The 23,573-nt window shown below is 33.7% G+C and carries 18 protein-coding genes and 1 tRNA gene; 15 read left to right on the plus strand and 4 right to left on the minus strand.

Translation table 11 applies throughout. The features are described from left to right. Positions 1–3,027: class I tRNA ligase family protein (locus RMO53_RS13395; RefSeq protein ID WP_310381673.1), on the minus strand; the 3,027-nt coding region annotated here is incomplete at its 3' end. A gap of 162 nt (positions 3,028–3,189) precedes the next feature. On the opposite strand from RMO53_RS13395, the gene RMO53_RS13400 reads away from it, so the two are divergent. The 11 genes from RMO53_RS13400 to RMO53_RS13450 all read left to right on the plus strand — a co-directional run bounded on the left by RMO53_RS13400 (position 3,190) and on the right by RMO53_RS13450 (position 13,884). Continuing rightward, positions 3,190–4,065: a permease-like cell division protein FtsX gene (locus RMO53_RS13400; protein ID WP_310381674.1), complete on the plus strand. Its 876-nt coding sequence runs from the start codon at positions 3,190–3,192 to the stop codon at positions 4,063–4,065. 10 nt (positions 4,066–4,075) lie between these two features. Further along, the gene (locus tag RMO53_RS13405; RefSeq protein WP_310381677.1) at positions 4,076–4,315 is read left to right on the plus strand and encodes a DUF3098 domain-containing protein; all 240 of its coding nucleotides are present in this window, start codon (positions 4,076–4,078) and stop codon (positions 4,313–4,315) included. Positions 4,316–4,389: 74 nt separating this feature from the next. Then, on the plus strand, positions 4,390–5,199 hold the full coding sequence (locus RMO53_RS13410; protein WP_310381679.1) for an undecaprenyl-diphosphate phosphatase: 810 nt from the start codon (positions 4,390–4,392) through the stop codon (positions 5,197–5,199). Positions 5,200–5,205: 6 nt separating this feature from the next. Beyond that, positions 5,206–5,919 carry a tRNA pseudouridine(55) synthase TruB gene (truB, locus tag RMO53_RS13415; protein ID WP_310381680.1) on the plus strand — a complete coding sequence of 238 codons (714 nt, stop codon included), beginning with the start codon at positions 5,206–5,208 and terminating at the stop codon, positions 5,917–5,919. Beyond that, positions 5,909–6,490: a hypothetical protein gene (locus RMO53_RS13420; RefSeq protein ID WP_310381682.1), complete on the plus strand. Its 582-nt coding sequence runs from the start codon at positions 5,909–5,911 to the stop codon at positions 6,488–6,490. Before truB ends, RMO53_RS13420 begins: the two co-directional genes overlap by 11 nt. Before the next feature lie 67 nt (positions 6,491–6,557). Continuing rightward, complete coding sequence (locus tag RMO53_RS13425) at positions 6,558–7,244, plus strand: ion channel (protein ID WP_310381683.1); 687 nt, start codon at positions 6,558–6,560, stop codon at positions 7,242–7,244. Positions 7,245–7,541: 297 nt separating this feature from the next. Continuing rightward, the gene (gene pyrH, locus RMO53_RS13430; RefSeq protein WP_310381684.1) at positions 7,542–8,249 is read left to right on the plus strand and encodes a UMP kinase; all 708 of its coding nucleotides are present in this window, start codon (positions 7,542–7,544) and stop codon (positions 8,247–8,249) included. 64 nt (positions 8,250–8,313) lie between these two features. Then, complete coding sequence (frr, locus tag RMO53_RS13435) at positions 8,314–8,877, plus strand: ribosome recycling factor (protein ID WP_310381686.1); 564 nt, start codon at positions 8,314–8,316, stop codon at positions 8,875–8,877. Positions 8,878–9,037: 160 nt separating this feature from the next. Continuing rightward, on the plus strand, positions 9,038–10,387 hold the full coding sequence (locus RMO53_RS13440) for a hypothetical protein (RefSeq protein ID WP_310381688.1): 1,350 nt from the start codon (positions 9,038–9,040) through the stop codon (positions 10,385–10,387). A 16-nt stretch (positions 10,388–10,403) separates the two neighbouring features. Next, positions 10,404–10,817, plus strand: coding sequence for a hypothetical protein (locus RMO53_RS13445; protein WP_310381690.1), 414 nt, complete (start codon positions 10,404–10,406; stop codon positions 10,815–10,817). Positions 10,818–11,388: 571 nt separating this feature from the next. Beyond that, on the plus strand, positions 11,389–13,884 hold the full coding sequence (locus tag RMO53_RS13450) for a DUF5686 family protein (RefSeq protein WP_310381691.1): 2,496 nt from the start codon (positions 11,389–11,391) through the stop codon (positions 13,882–13,884). 1 nt (position 13,885) lies between these two features. On the opposite strand, the gene RMO53_RS13455 is transcribed toward RMO53_RS13450, so the two are convergent. Beyond that, on the minus strand, positions 13,886–16,156 hold the full coding sequence (locus tag RMO53_RS13455) for a cation:proton antiporter (RefSeq protein ID WP_310381693.1): 2,271 nt from the start codon (positions 16,154–16,156) through the stop codon (positions 13,886–13,888). A gap of 197 nt (positions 16,157–16,353) precedes the next feature. Between RMO53_RS13455 and RMO53_RS13460 the strand changes: the two genes are divergently transcribed. The 4 genes from RMO53_RS13460 (at position 16,354) to RMO53_RS13475 (ending at position 22,701) form a co-directional block, all read left to right on the plus strand. Then, positions 16,354–18,726 (plus strand): MMPL family transporter, encoded by a 2,373-nt coding sequence (locus RMO53_RS13460; protein WP_310381695.1) that lies wholly within the window; start codon positions 16,354–16,356, stop codon positions 18,724–18,726. 217 nt (positions 18,727–18,943) lie between these two features. Beyond that, positions 18,944–20,380, plus strand: coding sequence for an asparagine--tRNA ligase (gene asnS / locus RMO53_RS13465; RefSeq protein ID WP_310381697.1), 1,437 nt, complete (start codon positions 18,944–18,946; stop codon positions 20,378–20,380). A 92-nt stretch (positions 20,381–20,472) separates the two neighbouring features. After that, a complete protein-coding gene (rpoN, locus tag RMO53_RS13470; protein ID WP_310381699.1) occupies positions 20,473–21,945 on the plus strand; it encodes an RNA polymerase factor sigma-54 in 1,473 nt (490 codons plus the stop codon). Positions 21,946–22,089: 144 nt separating this feature from the next. After that, entirely contained in the window at positions 22,090–22,701 is a 612-nt protein-coding gene (locus RMO53_RS13475) for a hypothetical protein (RefSeq protein WP_310381701.1), read from the plus strand. Here RMO53_RS13475 and RMO53_RS13480 read toward each other — a convergent pair. Both RMO53_RS13480 and RMO53_RS13485 read right to left on the minus strand, forming a co-directional pair. Further along, positions 22,696–23,397 (minus strand): porin family protein, encoded by a 702-nt coding sequence (locus tag RMO53_RS13480; RefSeq protein ID WP_310381703.1) that lies wholly within the window; start codon positions 23,395–23,397, stop codon positions 22,696–22,698. The two genes, RMO53_RS13475 and RMO53_RS13480, sit on opposite strands and share 6 nt — an antisense overlap. A gap of 61 nt (positions 23,398–23,458) precedes the next feature. Further along, a tRNA-Ser gene (locus RMO53_RS13485) sits at positions 23,459–23,543 on the minus strand. Between the last annotated feature and the right edge of the window lie 30 nt (positions 23,544–23,573).

Below are 23,573 nucleotides of genomic sequence, written 5' to 3' on the forward strand. Positions count from 1 at the left end.
GTCATTATTTACGATTAAACCATTTTCGTCAAAATACAAACGCCATAATTTTTTAAGAAACCCAAAAACTCCCGAAATTCCTGCCGTGTTCCAAGGTTTTGCTTGTTCTAATGGACCAAGAAACATTTCATACAAACGCAAAGTATCCGCTCCGTATTCGTTGCAAATATCATCAGGCGTAACTACATTGTATTTTGATTTCGACATTTTTTCGATTTCGCGACCGACGATGTATTTTCCGTTTTCTTCGGTGATAAATTCTGCATCTTTATAATCTTCTCTCCAAGCTTTGAATTTTTCAACATCCAATTCATCCGAAGAATTTACTAATGAAACATCTATATGTATAGGAATAAAACTTAAATCTGAAAGTACAATATCAGCACAAGAAATACCACTTAATTGCTCATCGGATAAACTATCTTTAAGTGTTAATTTTAAATCATTTATTATTGAAATTAAATTTTTAGAAATAAGATCCTTAATTAAAATTTCGCCTTTTTCAGAGTTTTTCAATTTAGATGATATAAAACAAGTTGGAAATTTCGACGGTAAGGTTGTACTTATTTTAAATTTTGGAATATCAATAATAAGTAATCTATATGCAAAAGCACTCATTCCCAAAATCATTCCCTGATTAATAAGTTTTTTGAATGGTTCTTCGGTAGGAGCAAAACCTTTGTCTTTAAGGAATTTGTTCCAAAAACGGGAATACAATAAATGTCCGGTTGCGTGTTCGCTTCCGCCAATGTATAAATCCACGCTTTCCCAATATTTCAAAGCGTCTTGGCTTGCAAATTCGTTCTCATTGTGTGCATCCATATAACGCATCCAATACCAAGAACTTCCTGCCCAACCTGGCATCGTGTTCAATTCCAAAGGAAAAATATTGACATTGTCTATCAACTCACAACTAACAACCGTCAACTTTTTACTGTCCCAAGCCCAAACCGTTGCATTCCCCAAAGGCGGTTGTCCATCTTCGGTTGGTAAGTATTTCTCTACTTCAGGCAATACGATTGGCAAATGTTGCACATCGATCATTTGTGGTAAACCATTGACATAATATACCGGAAACGGTTCACCCCAATATCTTTGACGAGAGAAAACAGCATCACGCAAACGGTAATTTATTTTCCCTTTTCCTTGTTTTATTTTCTCGAGTTCAGCGATAACTTTTTTGGTTGCTTCTTTGTAACCTAATCCATTCAAAAAATCAGAATCTACCAATTTAAAACCTTCTTTGGCTCCAAAAGCCGCTTCGGAAATGTCTTTGTCAAAAATATTTTTTATTGGAATTCCAAAATGTTTGGCAAACGCATAATCTCTTTCGTCGCCACAAGGAACAGCCATAACTGCGCCAGTTCCGTAACCTGCAAGAACATAATCGCCAATCCAAACCGGAATCGGCTCATTCGTAAATGGATGTGCTGCAAAAGCTCCTGTGAAAACTCCCGAAATGGTTTTTACATCCGCCATACGTTCTCTTTCGGAACGTTTTGCGGTTTTTTCGATATACACATCGACTGCTGATTTCTGTTGTGGTGTTGTGATTTGAGAAACTAATTCGTGTTCTGGTGCCAAGGTCATAAAGGTAACTCCAAAAATGGTGTCAGGACGCGTGGTGAAAATCCTCACCCCAACCCTCTCCAAAGGAGAGGGAGACGAGGTTTGACTGTTTTGAGCTAAATTATTTCTTGAAATTAATACTTGTTTTATTTTTGATAAAATTTTACTGATTTCAAATTTCACTTCTTCATTTGAAAATCGAATCACTTTAAAAAAATGTTTTTGTTCCAGTTCTAATGTTCTTTCCTCGTCTAACTCTATTTGTTCATTTGAATTATGATATTTTCCATCAACCTCGATAATTAGTCTTTTTTCAAGACAAACAAAATCGACAATATATTTTCCAATCAAATGCTGTCTTCTAAATTTATCATTTAATTTTCTATTTCTAATTGCATCCCACAACATTGCTTCTTCTAATGTTGGTTCTTTTCTCATTTCTTTTGCGTGTCCTAATAATATTGACGCAGTTTGATAATCTCCGGTCATGTAACCCGCAAATTCTCCCTCTCCTTTGGAGAGGGTTGGGGAGAGGATTTTAAATTCAACCATAGCACCAACACTCTTTCCAATCCAGTTTCGCTGGCTTTCTTTGATGCTTTCGCTCCAATCAATATCGTTTAAACCTTGCAACAAACGTTCGGCATAAGCGGAAATTCGCATACTCCATTGGGTCATTTTCTTGCGAATAACTGTAAATCCACCACGTTCTGAAACGCCATTTACGATTTCGTCATTGGCTAAAACCGTTCCTAATCCTGGACACCAATTGACTTCGGTTTCTGCGAGATAGGTTAATCTGTATTGCAAAAGGATTTTTTGTTGTTCCTCGGATGAAAATGCATTCCATTCGCTTGATGAAAAACTAACAATAGTATCATCGCAAACTGCATTTACATTTGTATTTCCTTCTCTTTCGAAAATTGAAATTAAAGTCGAAATAGCTTCGGCTTTATCACTGTTTTTATTGTACCAAGAATTGAATAATTGGATGAAAATCCACTGTGTATGTTTGTAATAATCTGGGTTCGATGTGCGCACTTCGCGACTCCAATCAAACGAAAATCCTATTTTGTCGAGTTGTTTTCTATAACCTGCAATTTCGTTTCCTTCTTTGTCAAAACCACCATCAATATTGACACGGGTTGTATCCTCTGGTCGTTGCCCGGTTTGTATGGCATATTGCTCGGCTGGCAATCCAAAACTGTCGTAACCCATTGGATGCAAAACATTAAAACCCTGATGTCTTTTGTATCTAGAATAAACGTCAGATGCGATGTAACCCAACGGATGACCTACATGCAATCCCGCTCCAGACGGATAAGGGAACATATCGAGCACATAATATTTGGGTTTTTGTACTTCGTCAAGCTCAGTATGATTTTCGGCGGCAAATGTTTGATTTTTGGCCCAATACTGTTGCCAATATTTTTCTATTTCGTTTGGATTGTATTTCATTAAAAAGGTTCTAAAAAGCTAAGAAGCTAAGGTTCTAAGTGTTTATGACATTATAATCAGGTGCCAAATTTACGTTTATTGTACGAAAGTTAAAACTTTGAGCGTTATTAACTTCAAATAAAGAAATTCTTTATTATTTTTACGCCATAATTTCAATAAACTATGAGTTCTTCCTTTGATAAATTTCAAAAACGCAGATTAATTTCCTCTTATTTTTCAGTAGTATTAAGTGTATTCTTAGTGTTATTTTTGTTGGGTATTTTAGGATTTTTTATTATAAATTCTAAAAAACTAGCAGACGATTTCAAAGAAAAAATTGCCATGACAGTATTTTTCAAAAGCGAAGCAAATGATAGTATTTTGAAAGCTTTTGGTGGGGAATTAAAAACCGCCAAATTTGCAAAATCCTATGATTACGTTTCTAAAGAAGCTGCTGCAAAGCAACATACTGATATCATTGGCGAGGATTTTTTAACTTTTTTAGGAGAAAATCCACTTCAAAATTCGTTTGATATTCATTTAAAAGCCGATTTTGTGATTAATGATAGCATTGAAAAAATAGAAGCTGGCTTGCGAAAAAACATAATGATTTCTGATATTGTTTACGATAAACAATTAGTTAATTTAGTAAACAATAATATCAAAAAGGTCAGTATGTGGATTTTAATAACCAGTATATTTTTGACCATCATAGCTGTTTTATTGATTAATAGTTCTTTAAGGCTTTCTATTCATTCCAATCGATTTATTATTAAAACAATGCAAATGGTTGGTGCAACCAAATCATTTATACGCAAACCTTTTGTAATGCGAAGTGTTAAACTAGGCATGATTGGCGCAGGATTAGCTATTCTTGCATTGATTGGTGTTTTAGTTTATCTCGAAGTTAATTTTCCAGATTTAGGAATTTTGGATGATAAATTATTGATAGGAATTGTTTTAATAGTCGTTTTTGGACTTGGAATTCTAATAACATGGCTGAGTACTTATTTTGCTACACAGCGCTTTTTGAACTTAAGAACAGATGACCTTTATTAATCTATGAATTATGAAAAATAACGAAAGTAAACAAGAATTTCTTTTTGAAAATATAAATTATAAATTGCTACTTATTGGAATTGCGGTAATAGCTTTTGGATTTATTTTGATGTCTGGTGGCGGAAGTGATGATCCTAAAGTATTTAATGAATCGGTTTTTGATTTTAGAAGAATTCGACTTGCTCCAACAGTTGTTTTAATAGGTTTTGGAATTACAATTTATTCTATATTAAAAAATCCTAAAAAATAGTGTTCAGTTTGCAGTGTTCAATTTGCAGGAATAACTTGAATTAATCGTTGAATACTAATCACTGAATACTAAAAATGAATACATTACAAGCTTTTCTAATTGCAATTATAGAAGGATTGACCGAATATCTTCCGGTTTCCTCAACGGCTCACATGGTTTTTTTAAGTTCCTATTTTGGAATTCAAGAAGATGATTTCGTGAAACTTTTTCAAGTTTCTATTCAGTTTGGAGCAATTTTGGCCGTTGTCGCTTTGTATTGGAAGAAATTTTTTGATTTTTCTAAAATCAATTTTTATAGCAAACTCATTTGTGCTGTTATCCCAGCCTTAGTCTTAGGAAAATTATTCGACGATAAAATCGAAGCCGTTCTAGGAAATCCAATTCCTATTGCCATCGTTTTAATTTTGGGTGGCGTAATTTTACTTTTTATAGACAGTCGTTTTCAAAACCCAAGCATTCATAAAGAAGAAGATATTAGCGTTAAGAAAGCTGTAATTATTGGGTTTTGGCAATGTTTAGCCATGATGCCTGGCACAAGTCGTTCGGCAGCATCAATAATTGGAGGCATGCAACAAGGATTAACGCGTCAGGTTGCAGCAGAGTTCTCGTTCTTTTTGGCAGTTCCAACAATGCTGGCAGTTACTTGCTATTCCGTTTTTTTAAAAACATACGAAGCCTCACAGATGAAAGGTTACGAACTCATTTTAAAATCAGAGGAGAACATAAAATTTTTCATTATTGGAAACGTTGTAGCTTTTGTAGTTGCCGTTTTGGCAATTAAATTTTTTATTGAAATCATCAAAAAATACGGTTTTAAACCTTGGGGTTGGTATAGAATTATTGTGGGAATCCTTTTGTTGCTTTACTTTTCATATTTAAAATAATTTCTTTTGAAAACTGACGACGACTACTTAAACGGACAAATTTTATTGATAGACAAACCGTTGCATTGGACTTCGTTTCAAGCAGTGAATAAATTAAAATATTTGCTCATCAATAAAGTTGGATTGCCAAAAAAATTCAAAATTGGTCATGCTGGAACGCTCGATCCATTAGCAACAGGATTATTGCTAGTTTGTACCGGAAAATTTACCAAAAGAATTACGGAACTTCAAGGCCAAGCCAAAGAATATACAGGAACTTTCTACATTGGAGCTACAACACCATCGTATGATTTAGAAACCGAAATCGATGAAACTTTTGAAACTTCGCATATTGACGAAGCATTAATTCACGAAACAGTGAAACAATTTCTTGGCGAAATCGACCAAAAGCCACCAATTTTTTCCGCTATAAAAAAAGATGGAGTTCGCCTTTATGAACATGCTCGCGCTGGAGCAACTATAGAAATCGCCTCAAGAAAAACCACCATTCATGAATTTGAAATCACACGAATTGCACTTCCAGAAATTGATTTTAGAGTAGTTTGTAGCAAAGGAACTTATATTCGTTCGCTCGCTTTTGATTTTGGAAAAGCATTGGATTCAGGTTCCCATTTAACGGTTTTGCGAAGAACAAAAATTGGCGATTATCAGGTGAATAATGCGATTGATGTAAATGAATTTGAAGATTTTTTAAATAAAAACGCAAACAATGAAAGTTGATTTAAAAAAACAACACTTTGCACTTCTATTCCTGCTATTCGCAATAAATTCAAATTCTCAAACCGTTTATCAAACTAATGATGGAGAGAAAACAAAATCTAAACCCACTTTCCTTCAATTTGATTTTTCAATTCCCTTAACAGGAAATCCTGATAGAGACGTTGTCGATCCCTACACTCACGAAAAGGGATATTGGTTTATCCCCGATGGTTTAAATGCGATTGTTGGGTTTGGAATTCATAAAAATCAATGGCTTGCTATTGGAATAAATTCAGGAATCAACTGGAAAATCACAGAAAAACTTGTAGCTGTTCCTGTTTTTGGTAGTTTAAAAATCAGCCCTAAACTCTCCAAAAATGATGAAACTAGAATATTTATTGCCATTGGTTTCGGAAAATCATTTGCACTTGGACGAGGAAATCTTTCTGGAAATTATAGAAAAATAAGTATTGGTATTGAAACAGACGATCACATTGCACTCTTTCTTGAACTCTCAGAACACGGCTTGAAATACAATAATTTTAACACCGTTCCAAGTGTAAGTGTAGGAATTTCAATCACTCGTTTTTGAAGATTTGTAAATTGATTATATTTACAAAATTCATTTCAATAAATCGTTACCAAAAGACCGAGTAAAAATGGAAATAAGAACGCAAAAACGACTGTTTTCAGTATTTATTTATAAATATTGCTACGAAATTTTATTAGTTACCTTACTATTTCATCTCTACGGAAGTGTGCTTTTTTATGATTTAAATTTTTATGAAAAATATTTCCGTATCGGAAATGTTATTCTGGTGTATTTAGCTGCTACAAATAGTTTTTTTCATAGGAAAAACAATATTTCTATATTATTTGGTGCAATTTTAATTTTTACGTTTTGTTGTAATACAGGATTGTTTTATTTAAATAATTATATCTCATTAAAATATTTAAGAGAGATTTCATTTCTAATTTTTTTGATAATAACGACCTATTATACATTCTCTTTTTTATTTTCACCACATCGTATTGACAAAGCCTTAATATCAGGCACAATCGTTGGGTATTTATTGCTAATTGAAATTGCAGTTAGAATCTTTCTTATTTTATTTCTAATTGAAGACAGTAGTGTTTTGACTAATATTGATTTAGAACATCATACCAGTATTTATGTTGATCTTGTATATTACTGCACCAATACCGCTACGAGTATTGGGTTTGCAAACATGCTTCCCATAAGCCAAAACGCTAAAATGGTTTCATCCATATTAGGACTAGCTGGGCAATTTTATCTTGTAATTATTATGAGTATGATGATTCGAAAATTTACATCAAATAAATAGGCAAGTAAAAGTCAAAATTTAATGTCGCATTTTAGTGAAGCACTAAATTAATTTGCCACAGATTTCACAGATTAACACAGATTGATTCGTCACAAAGCTTAAAAAATCATTTTAATCCTTCAAATCTGTGGCAAAAACTTTTTATCCTATTTTGATATTAAGACAATATATCTTTCTAATTACTTAAATCTCGTTGAAGTCGTATTAATAAAAAAAGAATATGATTATATTTGCACAACTCAAAACAAAATACTGACTTGAGCTTGTAAAATCAGGACTCAAAATTCTAATACTATCATGAAATACAAAAGAATTCTTCTAAAATTAAGCGGTGAAGCTTTAATGGGCGACAGACAATACGGTATTGATCCCGCGAGATTAGCTGAATATGCTGATGAAATCAAGCAAATTCATGACAAAGGTGTTGAGATTGCTATAGTAATTGGCGGAGGAAATATTTTTCGTGGCGTTGCTGGAGCAAGCAACGGAATGGATCGCGTTCAAGGCGATTATATGGGAATGTTAGCCACAGTTATCAACGGAATGGCGCTTCAAGGTGCGCTCGAAGACAAAGGAATTCTTACCCGATTGCAAACCGCACTCAAAATCGAAGCCATCGCTGAACCGTATATAAAAAGAAGAGCTGTTCGTCACCTCGAGAAAGGCAGAATCGTAATTTTTGGTGCTGGAACAGGAAATCCTTATTTCACAACTGATACTGCTGCTGTTTTACGTGGTGTCGAAATTCATGCCGATGTAATTCTAAAAGGAACAAGAGTTGATGGTGTTTATTCCGCCGATCCCGAAAAAGATGCTTCGGCAACAAAATTTAATTATATTTCGTTCGAAGATGTCCTCAAAAAAGGATTGAATGTAATGGATACAACCGCATTCACATTAAGTCAAGAAAATAAATTGCCTATCGTGATTTTTGATATGAACAAACAAGGTAATTTATTGAAAATTTGCGAAGGCGAAAATATTGGAACTTTAGTAAATATATAAAAACCAGACCGCAGATAACAGTTTACAAATACACTGAAATCTGAAATCTGAAATCTGAAATTTTATGACCGAAGAAATTGAATTTATATTAGAAAGTGCCGAAGAATCTATGACAGGTTCCATCGAACATTTAGAAAAAGCTTTCTTGAACATTCGAGCAGGAAAAGCTTCACCGGCAATGCTTGGCAGTGTTTTTGTAGATTATTATGGTTCTGCAACTCCGCTTTCTCAAGTCTCAAAAATTAGTGTGCCAGATGCGAGAACCATCACTTTACAACCTTTCGAAAAAAACATGCTTCACACCATCGAGAAAGCGATTATGATTGCAAACATTGGGTTTAATCCAATGAATAATGGTGATTTAATCATAATAAGTGTTCCGCCACTAACCGAAGAGCGGAGACGTGATCTTGCAAAACAAGCCAAAGTAGAAGCCGAAGACGCAAAAATTGGAATTAGAAATTCTCGAAAAGAGGCCAATACCGAAATCAAAAAACTAGAAAAAGAAGGAACTTCTGAAGATATTTGTAAAACTGCCGAAGAAGAAGTGCAAACCTTAACCAACGCTTTTATTCGGAAAATAGACGAACTCTTAGTTCATAAAGATGCTGAAATCATGAAAGTATAAGTTACCATAAAACAAAATCAAATCCGTCTCGTTATTTTAACAAGGCGGATTTTTTTATTGCCTTGCTACTAATAACATTAAAATAAATAAACATGAAAACCACACACTTTATTTTAGTTATATTTTCTTACTTTTATAAAATTTAATTATCAAACTTTTTATGAAAACAAACCAACAAAAAAGAAAGCACCGCCTTAAATGGATTGTTCTACAACTAGGAATTTTTATCGTCATTTTAAATAGTTGTTCTATCGAAGAGTCAATTGGAGGTAGCAATTCAAAAATAAAAACAGTAACTAAAGAAGAGGCAATTTCGTTCTTAAAAATCAAAACTGTTAAAAATAGAGTACTTTCTAAAATAGAAACGCCAGCCTTTGATTACAGTAAAATCACACACGAAAAACTAACCAATACAGATCAATTACTCACTGTGGTGCCTTTTAGCACTAACACTAAAATCAAAATAAGTAGTGCGTTGTTATTAAAGATAGAAAACAACATTCAAACTATTGTTTATACTGAATATCCAGATGCAACAACTACAAAAAATTTCTTTAGCGGCATCATTATTATGACTACTCTTGAGGGCGATTTTATTAGAGCCTATCGATTGAAAAACAATAACTATGTAATCGATTTAGTCCCCACAAAAAATAAAACTATAAAAACGGGTAAAAGCAGTTTTACTGGAGGCGATATTTTTGCTGCAGGAATTGAATTAGACGAAGTAATCATTTACAATAATTATCAAAATCCAAATTGGAAATTTGTTAGGATGGAATTTACAAATCCCGATCCAACAGTTTCTGATGAAACCGATTTATGGTGGATGGCGAATGGCGGAGGAACTTCTACAACAGCTGAAGAAGGAGATCCATGTCCGGATGGACCAACTACAAACACCTCACAAAGTACTACCTACAGCTCTGCACTTTCCAGTATTTTAGCTGCAAGTGTTGATGGAAAAGAGCACAGCATTACTTTAGGAAGGGATAGCAATGGACAAACAACCCAAGCGCCTATGAACACTGGCGGTCAATATAATGTGGCAACAAACACCAGTTGGCCTGGAGCTTTTGCAGCTATACACAATCATGTGGTAGCTACTCCGCTATCTGCCGGAGATATATATGCTAGTGTAAAGCTAAATTCACTGCGCAGTGATTTCACAACTTCATTTATTGTTTTGCCAGACGGAGTAATCTACGCCATATTAGTTACCGACTTAGTGGCGGCTCAAGCCTTTGTGGTCAGTTATCCCGCTGATGTATTACCTGGTTACAGCCCCGAATTTCCTACCTTTATATTTGACCAAATTGACGCTCTCAAATCGGATATGGGTTATGATACAGAGGCACGCACAACTGCAATAGCTTTTGTTTTGGACAAATATAATGCAGGAATAACGTTACTGAGACAAGACAGTGCTGGGAATTTCAACTCCATTAAAACGGAAGAAAATATACAACAAGATGGTGCCAAAACATATACCCCAAAACCTTGTAACTAACACTAAAACAAAAAACATGAAAAACACACTTAAAATTTTCGCTCTACTATGCATCTTATTAAACAATAGCTGCAAAGCGCAACAAATGGTGCAAACCCCTAATGAAACTCATAAATTAAAAACAAATGAGCAGTGGTTTATTAACAAACCTCTAAAAGTTTTACTGAAAGAGATAAAACCCGAAATTAAAATGGCTGAAGCTACCCGAGATTTTCCTGATTATTTTTCTTTTAGATTCATAGATCGTGAACAACATAGGAAAAGAAGGATTAATCAAATACCTGTAGTTATATATGTTTATGTAACAGAACAAATAGATTGGCATTACGAAAAAAGGCCTAAAGGAAAAGAGTTAGTTTGGACCAAAGAAGATGCTGAGAAATTTGGCAACCTTACTGTAATAAGGATTAAGGTAAGTGGTAAGGAATAAGAGTTAGCAAATTTTATTGAATAAAAAACATGAAAAAACATAAAAATTCTCGCAATACTATTCATTTTATCAAACTTTTGTTGCAAAGCACAACAAATAGTTCAAACAACCTAAGATGTTTACAAGTTAAAAATAATCGAACAGCAATTTATCAATAAATCTTTAAAAGATTTACTAAAAGAATTAAAACCCGAAATAAAAACTTCCTGTGCGAGTAATGAAGTGGGTCAACAGTTTTTCTCGTTTAGATTTAGAACTTTAGAGCAACGTAAAAAAATGGGGGAAACTATGAAGATAGAGTTTCGTTATATGTTTATGTAAAAGAACCTATAGATTGGCATTGGGAGAAAAGACCTAGAGGAAAGGAATTAGTTTGGACAAAAGATGATGCTGAGAATTATGGGAACCTAATTGAAATCAGGTAAAAAGTAATTAGTCCGCCTAAAGATTAAAAATCACAAGTTTTTTCTAACAACATTAAAAATACGTTCTTTTAAGGGAGCGGATTTTTTTATTCTTACTTTTGTGCTAATAAATCGAAATCTTACTCGTTTTGAAATAAACTCTTTATATGAAGCAACTTTGTTTAGTGTTTTTCTTTTTTACGCTTTCGCTTCAAGCGCAGTTTCAATTAACCGGAATTGTCAAAGAAATAACTACAAATAAACCGTTGCCTTTTGCTACAATTATCTCAAATGACGGTTCAAACTCCATTACCGATGTTGACGGAAAATTTAGTATTCTCACAAAAATAACCACCACGAGTTTCACTGTTTCCTACATTGGATTCAAAAAAACAATTGTCGATATCGAAAAAAACAAAAACTACTATTCTGTTTTTATTTCTCCTCAAACCAATGAATTAAAGGAAGTTATCATTCAGAGTAATACTCGAGCTTTGGCAATTATCAAAAAGGTTATTGAAAATAAAAATAGTAATGATCCACAAAAAAAACTATCCAGTTTTGAGTTTAAATCCTACAATAAACTTATTGTAACCGCAAATCCAGATTCGATTCAAGGACGAATAGATTCCGTATTTATCGAAAAATCTATAGGGAGAGAATTCTCAAAAATAGATTCAACGGATTATAAATTTAAAGAAGTAATAAGCAAGCAACATCTATTTCAAACCGAAAAAGTGTCGCAATATCAATTTAATAATTCAAAATTAAAAGAAACTATTTTAGGCACAAAAATGGCTGGTTTCAAGCAACCTGTTTATGAAATTATAGGATTCAATTTACAGTCTTTTTCTATTTACGACAATTATTACGAGCTTTTTGAAACCCGCTACAATAGTCCAATTTCGATTGATTCACCATTGGATTACAACTATAAATTACTAGACACAGTCCTTATAAATGGTAGAAATACGGATGTGATTTATTTTAAAAACAAGAAAAAAAGCAAAGCTGCTGGACTCGAAGGTGTTTTGTATATAGACCAAAATAATTATGCCGTTGCCAAAGCTGTAATGCGCATAAAAGGTGTACTTGACATTAGCGGAACGCACGAATTCAACTATATTCCTGAGGAAAAATTATGGTTTCCAAGTGATAAAACCTTTAAAATTGTAAAAGGCAATAACGACGACGATATCAAAATCCTTGGCGGAACAATTCAGTTTGATGGTGATATGGAAAACGAAATGGGGAGAAAAAGAGAAGCATCGGATTATATTTATTTACTTTCTCGAAGTACTAATTTTGATATCAAGTACAACATTCCTTTGCAAATAAAAAAATCATCCATTTTTATCGAGATTAAAGACGATGCCATCAACAAACCCGAGAGTTTTTGGAACAATTACAGGAAAGACAGCTTGGATCTCCGAAGCCAAAAAACCTATATTTTACTCGATAGCGTTGCCTTAAAAAAACGATTAGAAAGCAGAATAACCCTTGGACGAAAAGTAATAAACGGGTATTTGCCCATAGGATTTTTAGATTTAGATCTACGCAAACTATTTAGCTACAACAATTACGAAGGGTTTCGTTTAGGTATAGGTGGCATTACAAACGAGCGATTTTCAAGAAAATATAAAATCGAAGGTTACACCGCTTATGGAACCAAAGATGGCGCTTTCAAATACAGTTTAGGGCTTGGTACACGTGTGGGCAAATTCTCCAATTCTTGGATTGGTGTTTCGTATACTGATGATGTTCGTGAAATTGCCAGTAGCACATTTGCAATTGATAAAAAAGCCTTCAAAATATATGATCCAAGACCTTTTAACATCAGCACTTTTTATAATTATGTAAGTTGGAAAACATTTATAGAAACCAAAATAATTCCAAAAACCGAAAGCTTATGGGAACTTTCGCATACTGCTGTTTCACCAAAATTTAATTACGCTTATAATTTAAACGGAAAATTATACGAAAATTTCACCATGACAACCGCGATGGTTTCGTTGCGATGGAATCCGTTTAGCGATTATATGCAAACGCCAACAGGCAGGATTGAAATAGAAAAACGATTCCCAAAGTTTACTTTTCAGTTTACAAAATCATTGCCAAAAATCTGGAATAATGATTTTGAATTTAGCAAAATAGATTTTAGAACAGAGTACGAAAAAAAATATTTGAACGGTCAAAAAACAACCCTTTTGTTTGAAGCTGGAGCAGCTTTTGGTAATTTACCAATAACGCATTTGTACAATACGTCGCCTAATAATTTGACCAAAGAAAGTGTTTTGCAGCGCATTACTTTTGCCGGTAAAAATAGTTTTGAAACCATGTTTTTCAACGAGTTCTTCTCGAGTGAATACTTATTTTTTCAGATGAAACATGGGTCAAACAGAGTCACATTGTTCAAGAATGTAAAGCCATCACTAGTCTTGGTTACACGTATGGCGTGGGGAAATATGAAAAATCCAGAGCAACATGTTGGCATAGCGTACAAAACGCTAAACAAAGGTTTTTTTGAATCTGGAATTGAACTCAATCAAATATATAAAGGCATAGGTTTGGGCGGTTTTTACCGTTATGGTCCAAATCAACTGGCAAAATTCGAGGATAATATTGCTATAAAAATAAGCTTTGTTCTAAATTTAGGATTGTAAACTACGGTTTTAAAATCAAAACCGAAGGAACTCTACTCAACCAAATACTTCGCGAATCTACAAGTGCTTTCCAGCTTTCGAGACTTATAATCATTAAATCTTGTTTCGAAAGAAACTCTTTTTTAATAATTTTTTCATCTATCAATGTGATTTTATTAGGATATTTTTGATCTAATGAAATTAAAGACTGTTTCACTACATCGAGTATATTTATTTGATTATTCGCATCTAAAACCGCAACTTTTGAATCGTTGTTATAAATTAATTTTTGAGCGTAATCAAACAAAAAAGCATCCTCAGAACTGAAAATAGGTATAAAAACATTGTCAAAATTCTGTAATTTTTTATCAATCAAAATACCTAACGGCATTTTAGCTTTCGAAATAATTTGCCTTGTTCTTTCGTCAAAAGGTGAATTTTCGAACAAGCCTTCTTTACCGGTAAATTTATCGATTAATCGGTCCGGATTAATTAATCTTGTTGTAAATCCTAAAACTTTACCCAGTAGCGTTCCTTCAAATATTGATTTACCGAGTCCTACCAACAGCAAGTCATAATCGCCATTGTTTGCGATTTCAGTAATATTCGTTTCAATGTCAACAGTGGCTCTAAATATAGTTGTAATTTCTTGTTTGAGTGCTTGAGATTCCTTAATTATTGGTGAAAATCTATCTTTTTCTACATCTTCTAAATTAAAGGAATGCATTTCGTCGCTCAATGTGAGGTGCATTGCCGTTATGGTAGTTGTCTCTTTTTGTTTTTTGATTAAACTGTTCGCTAAGCGTAAGAGTGATTTTCCTTTTTCGTTATTTCCAAACGATATTAATATTTTGTATTTGCTGATAGTTTCCATTTCATCTACAATACTATCCCCTTTTTCTTTAAAAATATAATTGATTAAATTTAAAGCTGGTCCGGTCATAAAAGTAGTTACAAGTGCCATAATAACCATCATGGTAAAAACTTCTGGAGTCAAAATTTTTAACTCTAATCCAATGTTTAATACAATTAATTCCATCAATCCTCTTGTATTCATCAACGCACCAATGGTTAAACTGTCTCTCCAGTTTTGACCTACAAATTTTGCGGCCAAAGCACTGCCTATAAATTTTCCAATTACTGCTACAAGTATTATAAAACCGGTTACTTTCCATAAATACGGATCGTTTATTAAGCCTATTTCTGTTCGCAAACCCGTATAGACAAAAAATAATGGAAGCAATAATATTACTGAAACATCTTCAACTTTTTCTATAAAAACATTTCGGAACTTTGTTATATCCGGCATGATTACACCCATCATAAATGCTCCAAAAAGGGCGTGAATACCCATAATTTCTGTAGTGTAAGAGGAGATAATTAAGGTTAAAAAGAAGATTGCAACTACCGGTTTATTTAAATTCTTTTTGCCTTCGTACAATTCTCCAATTTTTTTTAAAAATGGCTTGACTACAAATATCATTACAATCACATAGAAAACGGCTAATAAAATAATATAAAGTGAACTCACAAATGTTCCCGCTTTTGCAATTGCAATTACGGCAGCTAGCAAACACCAAGCGGTAATATCATCTGCTGCGGCACAAGTAATCACAATAGCGCCTAATTTAGTTTTATGAATGCCCCGTTCTTGAACAATTCTTGCTAGAACCGGAAAGGCAGTTATACTCATCGCAATGCCCATAAATAAAGCAAAAGGCAAAAAAGGAATGCCTTCGGGAGCAAATCTATAATATACAAAATAAGCCAATCCAACTCCTAATGCAAATGGAATTACAATACTGGCGTGACTAATTACAATGGCCTCATTTGCTCTGTTTTTTAATACTTTTAAATCGAGTTCCATTCCTATTACATACATAAAAAGGATTAACCCAATTTGGCTTAAAAACTGTAAATTTCCTAAAGATGCAACCGGAAATAAGGACAAAGAAAACTCAGGAAAATACATTCCTAATAACGATGGTCCAAGTACGATTCCTGCAATAATTTCACCAATGACTGATGGTTGACCTATTTTTCTAAAAATCCAACCAAAAAAACGTGCCACAATAATAATAGTGATAATTTGGGCTAAAAGTATCGCTAATGGATGGTGCAAGTTCAGCATCATCGAAGACAAAAAATCATTCCAATGTCCATTTTCAGTGACCGAAACGACTATAGTTTTACTCTCTTGTAAATATTTACCTTGTTTTATAATCCAATACATCAACGCAGTAAATCCGCCTGTTACAACAAAATAAAATATGGCGTTTTTAAAATTCTTCATGCGGTTTTGTTTTCAACTTTTTATATAAATTCAATACTAAGATGGTAAAACCAAAGATATAAATTTTAGTGTACCAAAAAATAGTAACGCAAATTTTAAGTAAACAAAAAAACGAATTAAATTATCATTAAATCTAACGGTACAAATTATTAATTGTCTCTTGTTTTATTTACCTTTGCGAGCATTTTAATCATTTTATGAAAAAAACTTTTAAAGTAGGGTTTTGGGAATGGATTGCCAGAATAATACTCAAAAATAGAATAACAATACTTGCAGTCATTTTTGTGCTAACGGTTTTTCTTGGTTTTCAATGGAAAAATTTAAGCATGACTTATACCGAAGCGAATTTGCTTCCGCAAAAACATATTGTTAACAAACAATACCAAGACTTCTTAAACAAGTTTGGTGAAGAAGGTAATTTGATTGTTATTGGTTTCAAAGACAAGACTTTTTTTACTCCGAAAGCTTATTCTGCTTGGAATGAATTAATGACAGGTTTAAAAAACAACAATGAAGTAGAACTCGTTGTTTCGCTAAACGATTTAAAAAAATTACAAAAAGACACCATTTCCGAAAAATTTGAATTGATATCTCTTGTAGATCAAAGCAAAACTAAAGACGTAGCTTATTTAGAAAAAATAAAAAGCGAACTATTCAACAACTTGCCTTTTTACGAAGGTTTATTGTTCAATAAACAATCTGGAAGTATTCGTTCTGCGGTTTATTTAGATAAAAATGTAGTAAATACTGCCGCAAGAAAAACTTTTATTGTTGATAATCTGGTTCCAAAAATCGAGAAATTCGAAAAAACAACCGGAATCGATCTTCGTGTTTCCGGCATGCCTTACATTCGAACCGTTAATGCCGAAAACATGAAAGGCGAAATCACGCTATTTATTGGCGCAGCTTTGTTTATCACTTCTCTAATTTTCTTTTTATTTTTCCGTTCTGTACTCGCCACTTCGATTTCGATTTTTATTCTACTTTTAAGTGTTGTTTGGTCGTTTGGAACATTGGGGTTATTTCACTATAAAATCACAATTCTTACCGCAATTATTCCGCCATTAATTATCGTTATTGGTATTACAAACTGTATTTTCCTTATCAATAAATACCAACAGGAAATAAAACTTCACAACAATCAGGCAAAAGCCCTGCAACGTGTTATTTCAAAAATTGGCGTTTCCACTTTGATGACAAACCTCACAACTGCCGCAGGATTTGCTACATTTATGATTACGGGCAACGATTTGCTTTTTGAATTTGGATTAGTAACTTCGATAAACGTAATGACCGTTTATTTTTTAACCTTATTATTAGTTCCAATAGTGTCCAGTTACATGGCAATCCCAAAAGAAAAACACTTGTATCATTTAAGTAAAACCTATCTCTCTGCTGTATTAAACTGGGTTGAATATGCCGTGAGACACAATCGAAGAATTATTTACACTATTTATGGATTGCTATTGGTTTTCAGCATAATTGGTGTTTCACAAATGAAAGTTTCTGGAAGTTTGATTGGCGAAATGCCAAAAAGCGCTTCTTTCTTCAAGGATATTCTCTTCTTCGAAAAAGAATTCAATGGCGTTATGCCTTTGGAAATTATGATTGATACCAAGCGTAAAAAAGGGGTAATGAAATTGTCCACGATGAAAAAAATAGACGAATTGCAACAAACCATTTCCGAAATTCCAGAATTATCAAAGCCAGTTTCTATCGTAAATCTAGTAAAATATTCCAAGCAAGCCTATTACAACGGCAACCCCGAATATTATGAATTACCAACTTCGCAAGAACAAGCATTCATCCTTTCGTATGCCAAAAATGCGACAAAAAACAGTAAAGACAATTTGATGAAAAGTTATGTAGATTCAACTGGACAATATGCCCGAATCACGACTTTTATGAAAGACATTGGCACCGAAGAAATGGAAAGAGTCGAAGGAAAATTACAAAAGAAAATAGACCAGATTTTTCCAAACGATAGTTACAAAGTAACAATGACAGGTAAGGCATTGGTTTTCCAAAAAGGAACATCCTATTTAATTGACAACCTCATTGAGTCGCTCATTTTCGCCATTTTCCTCATCGCAGGATTAATGGCTTATATGTTTCGCTCCGTAAAAATGATATTGGTTTCAGTCATCACAAACATACTTCCGTTGTGCATCACCTCAGGATTGATGGGCTATTTTGGTATTCCGCTCAAGCCGTCAACTATTTTGGTGTTCAGTATTGCGTTTGGGATTTCGGTCGATAATGCCATACAATTTATGGCAAAATACCGTCTCGATCTGATTGAAAATAACGGAAAAATCAAAAAATCTGTTTTCAGCGCATTACGAGAAACAGGAATAAGCACGTTTTACACTTCTATTGTTTTGGTTTTTGGATTCGCTATTTTCACCCTTTCTAGTTTTAGTGGTACGATTGCCCTTGGTGGTTTAATTTCCTGCACTTTGTTGTTTGCGATGTTTGCCAACTTATTAGTATTACCAGCATTGGTGCTAACTTTTGAAAAAAAGAATGCGATAAAAGAGGATCTTTTAGAAGCTGAAGCATTGGAATAACTTGTCATTGCGAGGAACGAAGCAATCTAGGAGCTGATTCCCGCTATTCGCTATATCTTTTTTAGGTTTCCAGCCTTTGGAAGGCTGGAAGCCTAAAAAAGGATGCCGCTATTATCGAGGCTAAAAAATCACAATAAATCAATTATATTTGCAATTCGATTGAAACAGTGATTTTTTGTTTCAATCTAAAATCAGAAATCAGAAATTTAAAATTAAAATGAAACATACCAGAATTAAAGACATACTAAACAGTCCAACAACCTTACAAGAAATAAATGCAAAAGGTTGGGTAAGAACTTTTAGAAACAATCAATTTATAGCTTTGAACGACGGTTCAACCATCAATAATATCCAATGTGTTGTCGATTTTGAAAACACTCCAGACGAAACTTTAAAAAGAATCACAACTGGCGCAGCGATTTCGGTTACCGGAAACTTGGTCGAAAGTCAAGGTGCAGGACAAAAATTTGAAATCAAAGTAGAAAAACTTGAAATCCTAGGCGACTCTGATGCAGAGAAATTCCCAATCCAACCCAAAAACAAACCGAGCTTGGATTTCCTTCGTGAAAATGCCCATTTAAGAGTTCGAACTAATATGTTTGGTGCAATTATGCGTGTTCGTTCAGTGTTGTCATTTGCAGTGCATCAGTATTTTCAGGAAAAAGGGTTTGTGTATGTAAACACCCCAATTATCACCGGTTCAGATGCCGAAGGTGCAGGCGAAATGTTTAAAGTCACCGCTTTGCCTTTTGACAATACGCCAAGAACCGAAGACGGACAAGTAAATTATAAAGAAGATTTCTTTGGAAAAGAAACCAATCTAACCGTTTCCGGACAATTAGAAGGCGAAACTTTTGCTATGGCTTTGGGTCAAATTTATACTTTTGGACCAACATTTAGAGCAGAAAATTCTAATACTTCACGCCATTTGGCTGAATTTTGGATGATTGAACCCGAAGTAGCTTTCAATGATTTGAATGATAATATGGATTTAGCCGAAGATTTTATTCAATATGTAATCAAATATACATTGGAAAAATGTCCTGAGGATTTAAAATTCCTGGAACAAAGATTATTAGACGAAGAAAAATCAAAACCACAAGCAGAACGCAGCGAAATGGGATTGCTGGAAAAATTAAACTTTGTTTTGTCAACTAATTTCAAAAGAGTTTCCTACACCGAAGCAATTGACATTTTACGCGAATGTACCCCAAACAAAAAGAAAAAATTCAATTATATCATTAATGAATGGGGTGCAGATTTACAAAGTGAACACGAGCGTTATTTAGTAGAAAAACACTTTAAATGTCCCGTAATTTTGTTTGATTATCCTGCAAATATCAAGGCGTTTTACATGCGTTTGAATGAAGACGGAAAAACCGTTCGAGCAATGGATATTCTTTTTCCAGGAATTGGAGAAATTGTTGGCGGTTCACAAAGAGAGGAACGTTTTGACGTTTTGGTCGAAAAAATGAAAGCTTTAGGAATTGACGAAGAAGAATTGTGGTGGTATTTAGACACCCGTAGATTTGGCAGCGCAGTGCATTCTGGTTTTGGACTTGGATTCGAAAGATTAGTATTATTTGTAACCGGAATGACTAATATTCGTGATGTAATTCCGTTTCCTAGAACGCCTATGAATGCGGAATTTTAAAAAAAGTTTAATGTCGTTTAAAAAAATTTAAAGTTGTTTTAATAAGAACAACTTTAAACCATTAAACTCTTAAACCTTTAAACAAATAAAAAATGCTTAAGCAATTTCTAAATCTTAAACTTTCTCAAAAATTATCTCCTCAACAAATCCAGTTGATGAAGTTAATTCAATTACCTACGCAAGCCTTCGAACAACGATTGTTGGAAGAAATGAACGAGAATCCAGCATTGGAAACAGGAACAGATGAGGAAGAAATTTATGATGACGAGTTTAATAACGATGATACCAATGACGAATTTGATGACTATGATGACAATGAAAGCGAAGACACTAGCGACATTAATATTGACGAATATTTAAGCAGCGACGAAACTCCCGATTACAAAACCCAAGCCAATAATTACAGTGATGACGATGAGGAACGCGAGTCACCACTTGTTGCACCCATCAGTTTTCATCAAGATTTAATCAATCAGCTCAACACTTTTATACTCGATGATGACGAGCGAGAAATAGCCGAGTTTCTGGTAGGAAGCATTGACGATATGGGTTATATTCGACGAACTATTCTAGATATTGTTGATGATATGGCGTTTACCCAAGGCATTTACACCGATGAAAAAACGGTCGATAAAATGTTACACATCATTCATGAACTCGAACCTTCGGGTGTTGGCGCACGTGATTTGCAGGAATGTTTATTGTTGCAATTAAAACATAAAACACCTACAGAATATGTGGCTTTGGCAATGGATATTATCGAAAATCAGTTTGATGCTTTTACCAAAAAACATTACGACAAACTCCTGCAAAAATATGCGGTTTCGAGTGACCAACTCAAAACAGCCATTCACGAAATCGAAAAACTAAATCCAAAACCAGGAGGTTCTTTCACAGGAAGCAACAAAATCACAGAACACGTAGTTCCCGATTTTGCTATTCGTATTGTTGACGACGAACTTGTTTTGACCCTAAACGGTAGAAATGCTCCTTCGTTACACGTTTCCAAAGATTATCAGGAAATGATGCAGACTTATAAAAGTTCCCGCGACAAATCAAATGCACAGAAAGATGCAGTTCAGTTTATAAAACAAAAATTAGATTCGGCTAAATGGTTTATTGATGCCATTAAACAACGTCAGGAAACGCTTTATGTGACCATGAACGCGATAATGCATTACCAACAAGAATACTTTCTTGAAGGCGATGAAACCAAGCTAAAACCTATGATTCTAAAAGATATTGCCGATATGGTTGGGCTTGATATTTCGACCATTTCTCGTGTGGCAAATAGCAAATATGTAGAAACACCTTACGGAACAAAACTCATCAAAGAATTCTTCTCCGAAGCCATGAAAAACGACCAAGGTGAAGAGGTTTCGACACTCGAAATCAAGAAAATTCTTAAAAATACAATTGAGGAAGAAGACAAGAAAAAACCACTTCCTGATGATCAATTAGCAGAAATCCTCAAAGAAAAAGGCTATCCAATAGCACGAAGAACCATTGCTAAATATAGAGAACAACTTGATATTCCTGTGGCTAGAATGAGAAAAAAGATTTAAGATTTTAGATTTTGGAATTACTCTTTTTGTCATTCCGACCGTAGGAGACATCACATTTTTGTTCTCATTTGTTGAGATTGCTTCGTATGTTCGCTTTGCTTGAGTCCTCGTACTTCGTAATGACAAATAAATGTTATAGAAAGAATGAATTTAAAAAAAACACTTCCTTTTTTTTCCTATTTATTCCATCCGATATTCATTCCGGTATTTGCTGCTTTGTATTACTTTATCATCAACCATTCTAAATATACAAATTCCGAAAAATACTTCGTTGTTTTACAAATAGTGATTATCACAATTGTGCTTCCCATACTATTTTTTTTGTTGTTGCATAAAATGGGCAAAATAAATTCAGTACTAGCTGTAGAAATTGAACAGCGCAAAATTCCGTTGGTTATTCAATGTTTTTTGATTATTTTTTTGGTACGGAAAAGTGTACCATTGGAAAATTATCCTGAATTACATTTCTTCTTTTTAGGTGGTTTATTAAGCGCTTTAGTAGCGTTGATTTTATTGTTTTTTAAAATAAAAGCCAGTCTTCACATGATTGCAATTAGCGCTTTGACGGTATTTGTAGTTGGTTTGAGTTTGCAACTTCAAATTCAAAACATTGTTGGTTTTACAGTAATGGTATTATTGAATAGCCTGGTAGCAAGTTCTAGATTGAAAATGAAAGCCCATTCCATAAAAGAATTAATTATTGGATTCATTTTAGGAATTGTACCTCAAGTAGCATTGTGGTTTCTTTGGTTATAGAATGTAGAAAATAATCCCAATATTAAGAGCGTTTATGTCAACGTTTTCAGTATTAATTTTGGCAGATTTAAATATTGGATTTAACCCATAATAGGCATACACATTCCAAGTGTTGTAACCCGCAGAAACATAAACCCCGTAGAGTATTTTATTAAAATCTTTGTTATTACTAACCACAATTTTATTATTTCCATCAACAAAAGTAGATTTGTTTAAGGCAACATAAGTCATTTTTAAACCACCGTAGATTCTCCAAAACTTATGACTTTCATAGGTTGATGTTCGCCACCTGAACTCAAGTGGAACATCAATTAAAAGTTGGGAGAATTTGTTTTTATCATATCCTATATTGTTTTGGATGATAGAATAAAATGTGGTTTGTCCCGATTTATAAATCGAAAGATTCTGATTGTAACTGTTATAAGTAACTCCTATTCCTGACGCTATTGCAACTGTTCTGGTTTTATTTATTGGCATATCTCTAAGAAACCCTGCGGATAAACCTGTTGATAAATTACTTTGAGATAAACCTACAGGCTTATTTTGCAACACATTAAAAGTAAACCCAAAGTAAAACTGATCTTCTCGATATAAGGAGTCTATTTTTACTCTTTGAGTATTTTCTGAAGTAATATTTTCTTGAGAAAAAACATTCAAAACCGATAATAAAAGAAAGCATATACTAAATAATCGCATATAGAATTTTTTTTAAATGTACAAAAAAAGACAACTCTACGAGTTGCCTTACGAATTTTTGCAGAGAGGAAGGGATTCGAACCCTCGATAAGTTGCCCTATACACGCTTTCCAAGCGTGCGCCTTCAGCCACTCGGCCACCTCTCTATTTTTATTTTGGTTTGCAAAGAACACGAA

The organism is Flavobacterium sp. (assembly GCF_031409475.1).
Lineage (GTDB): Bacteria > Bacteroidota > Bacteroidia > Flavobacteriales > Flavobacteriaceae > Flavobacterium.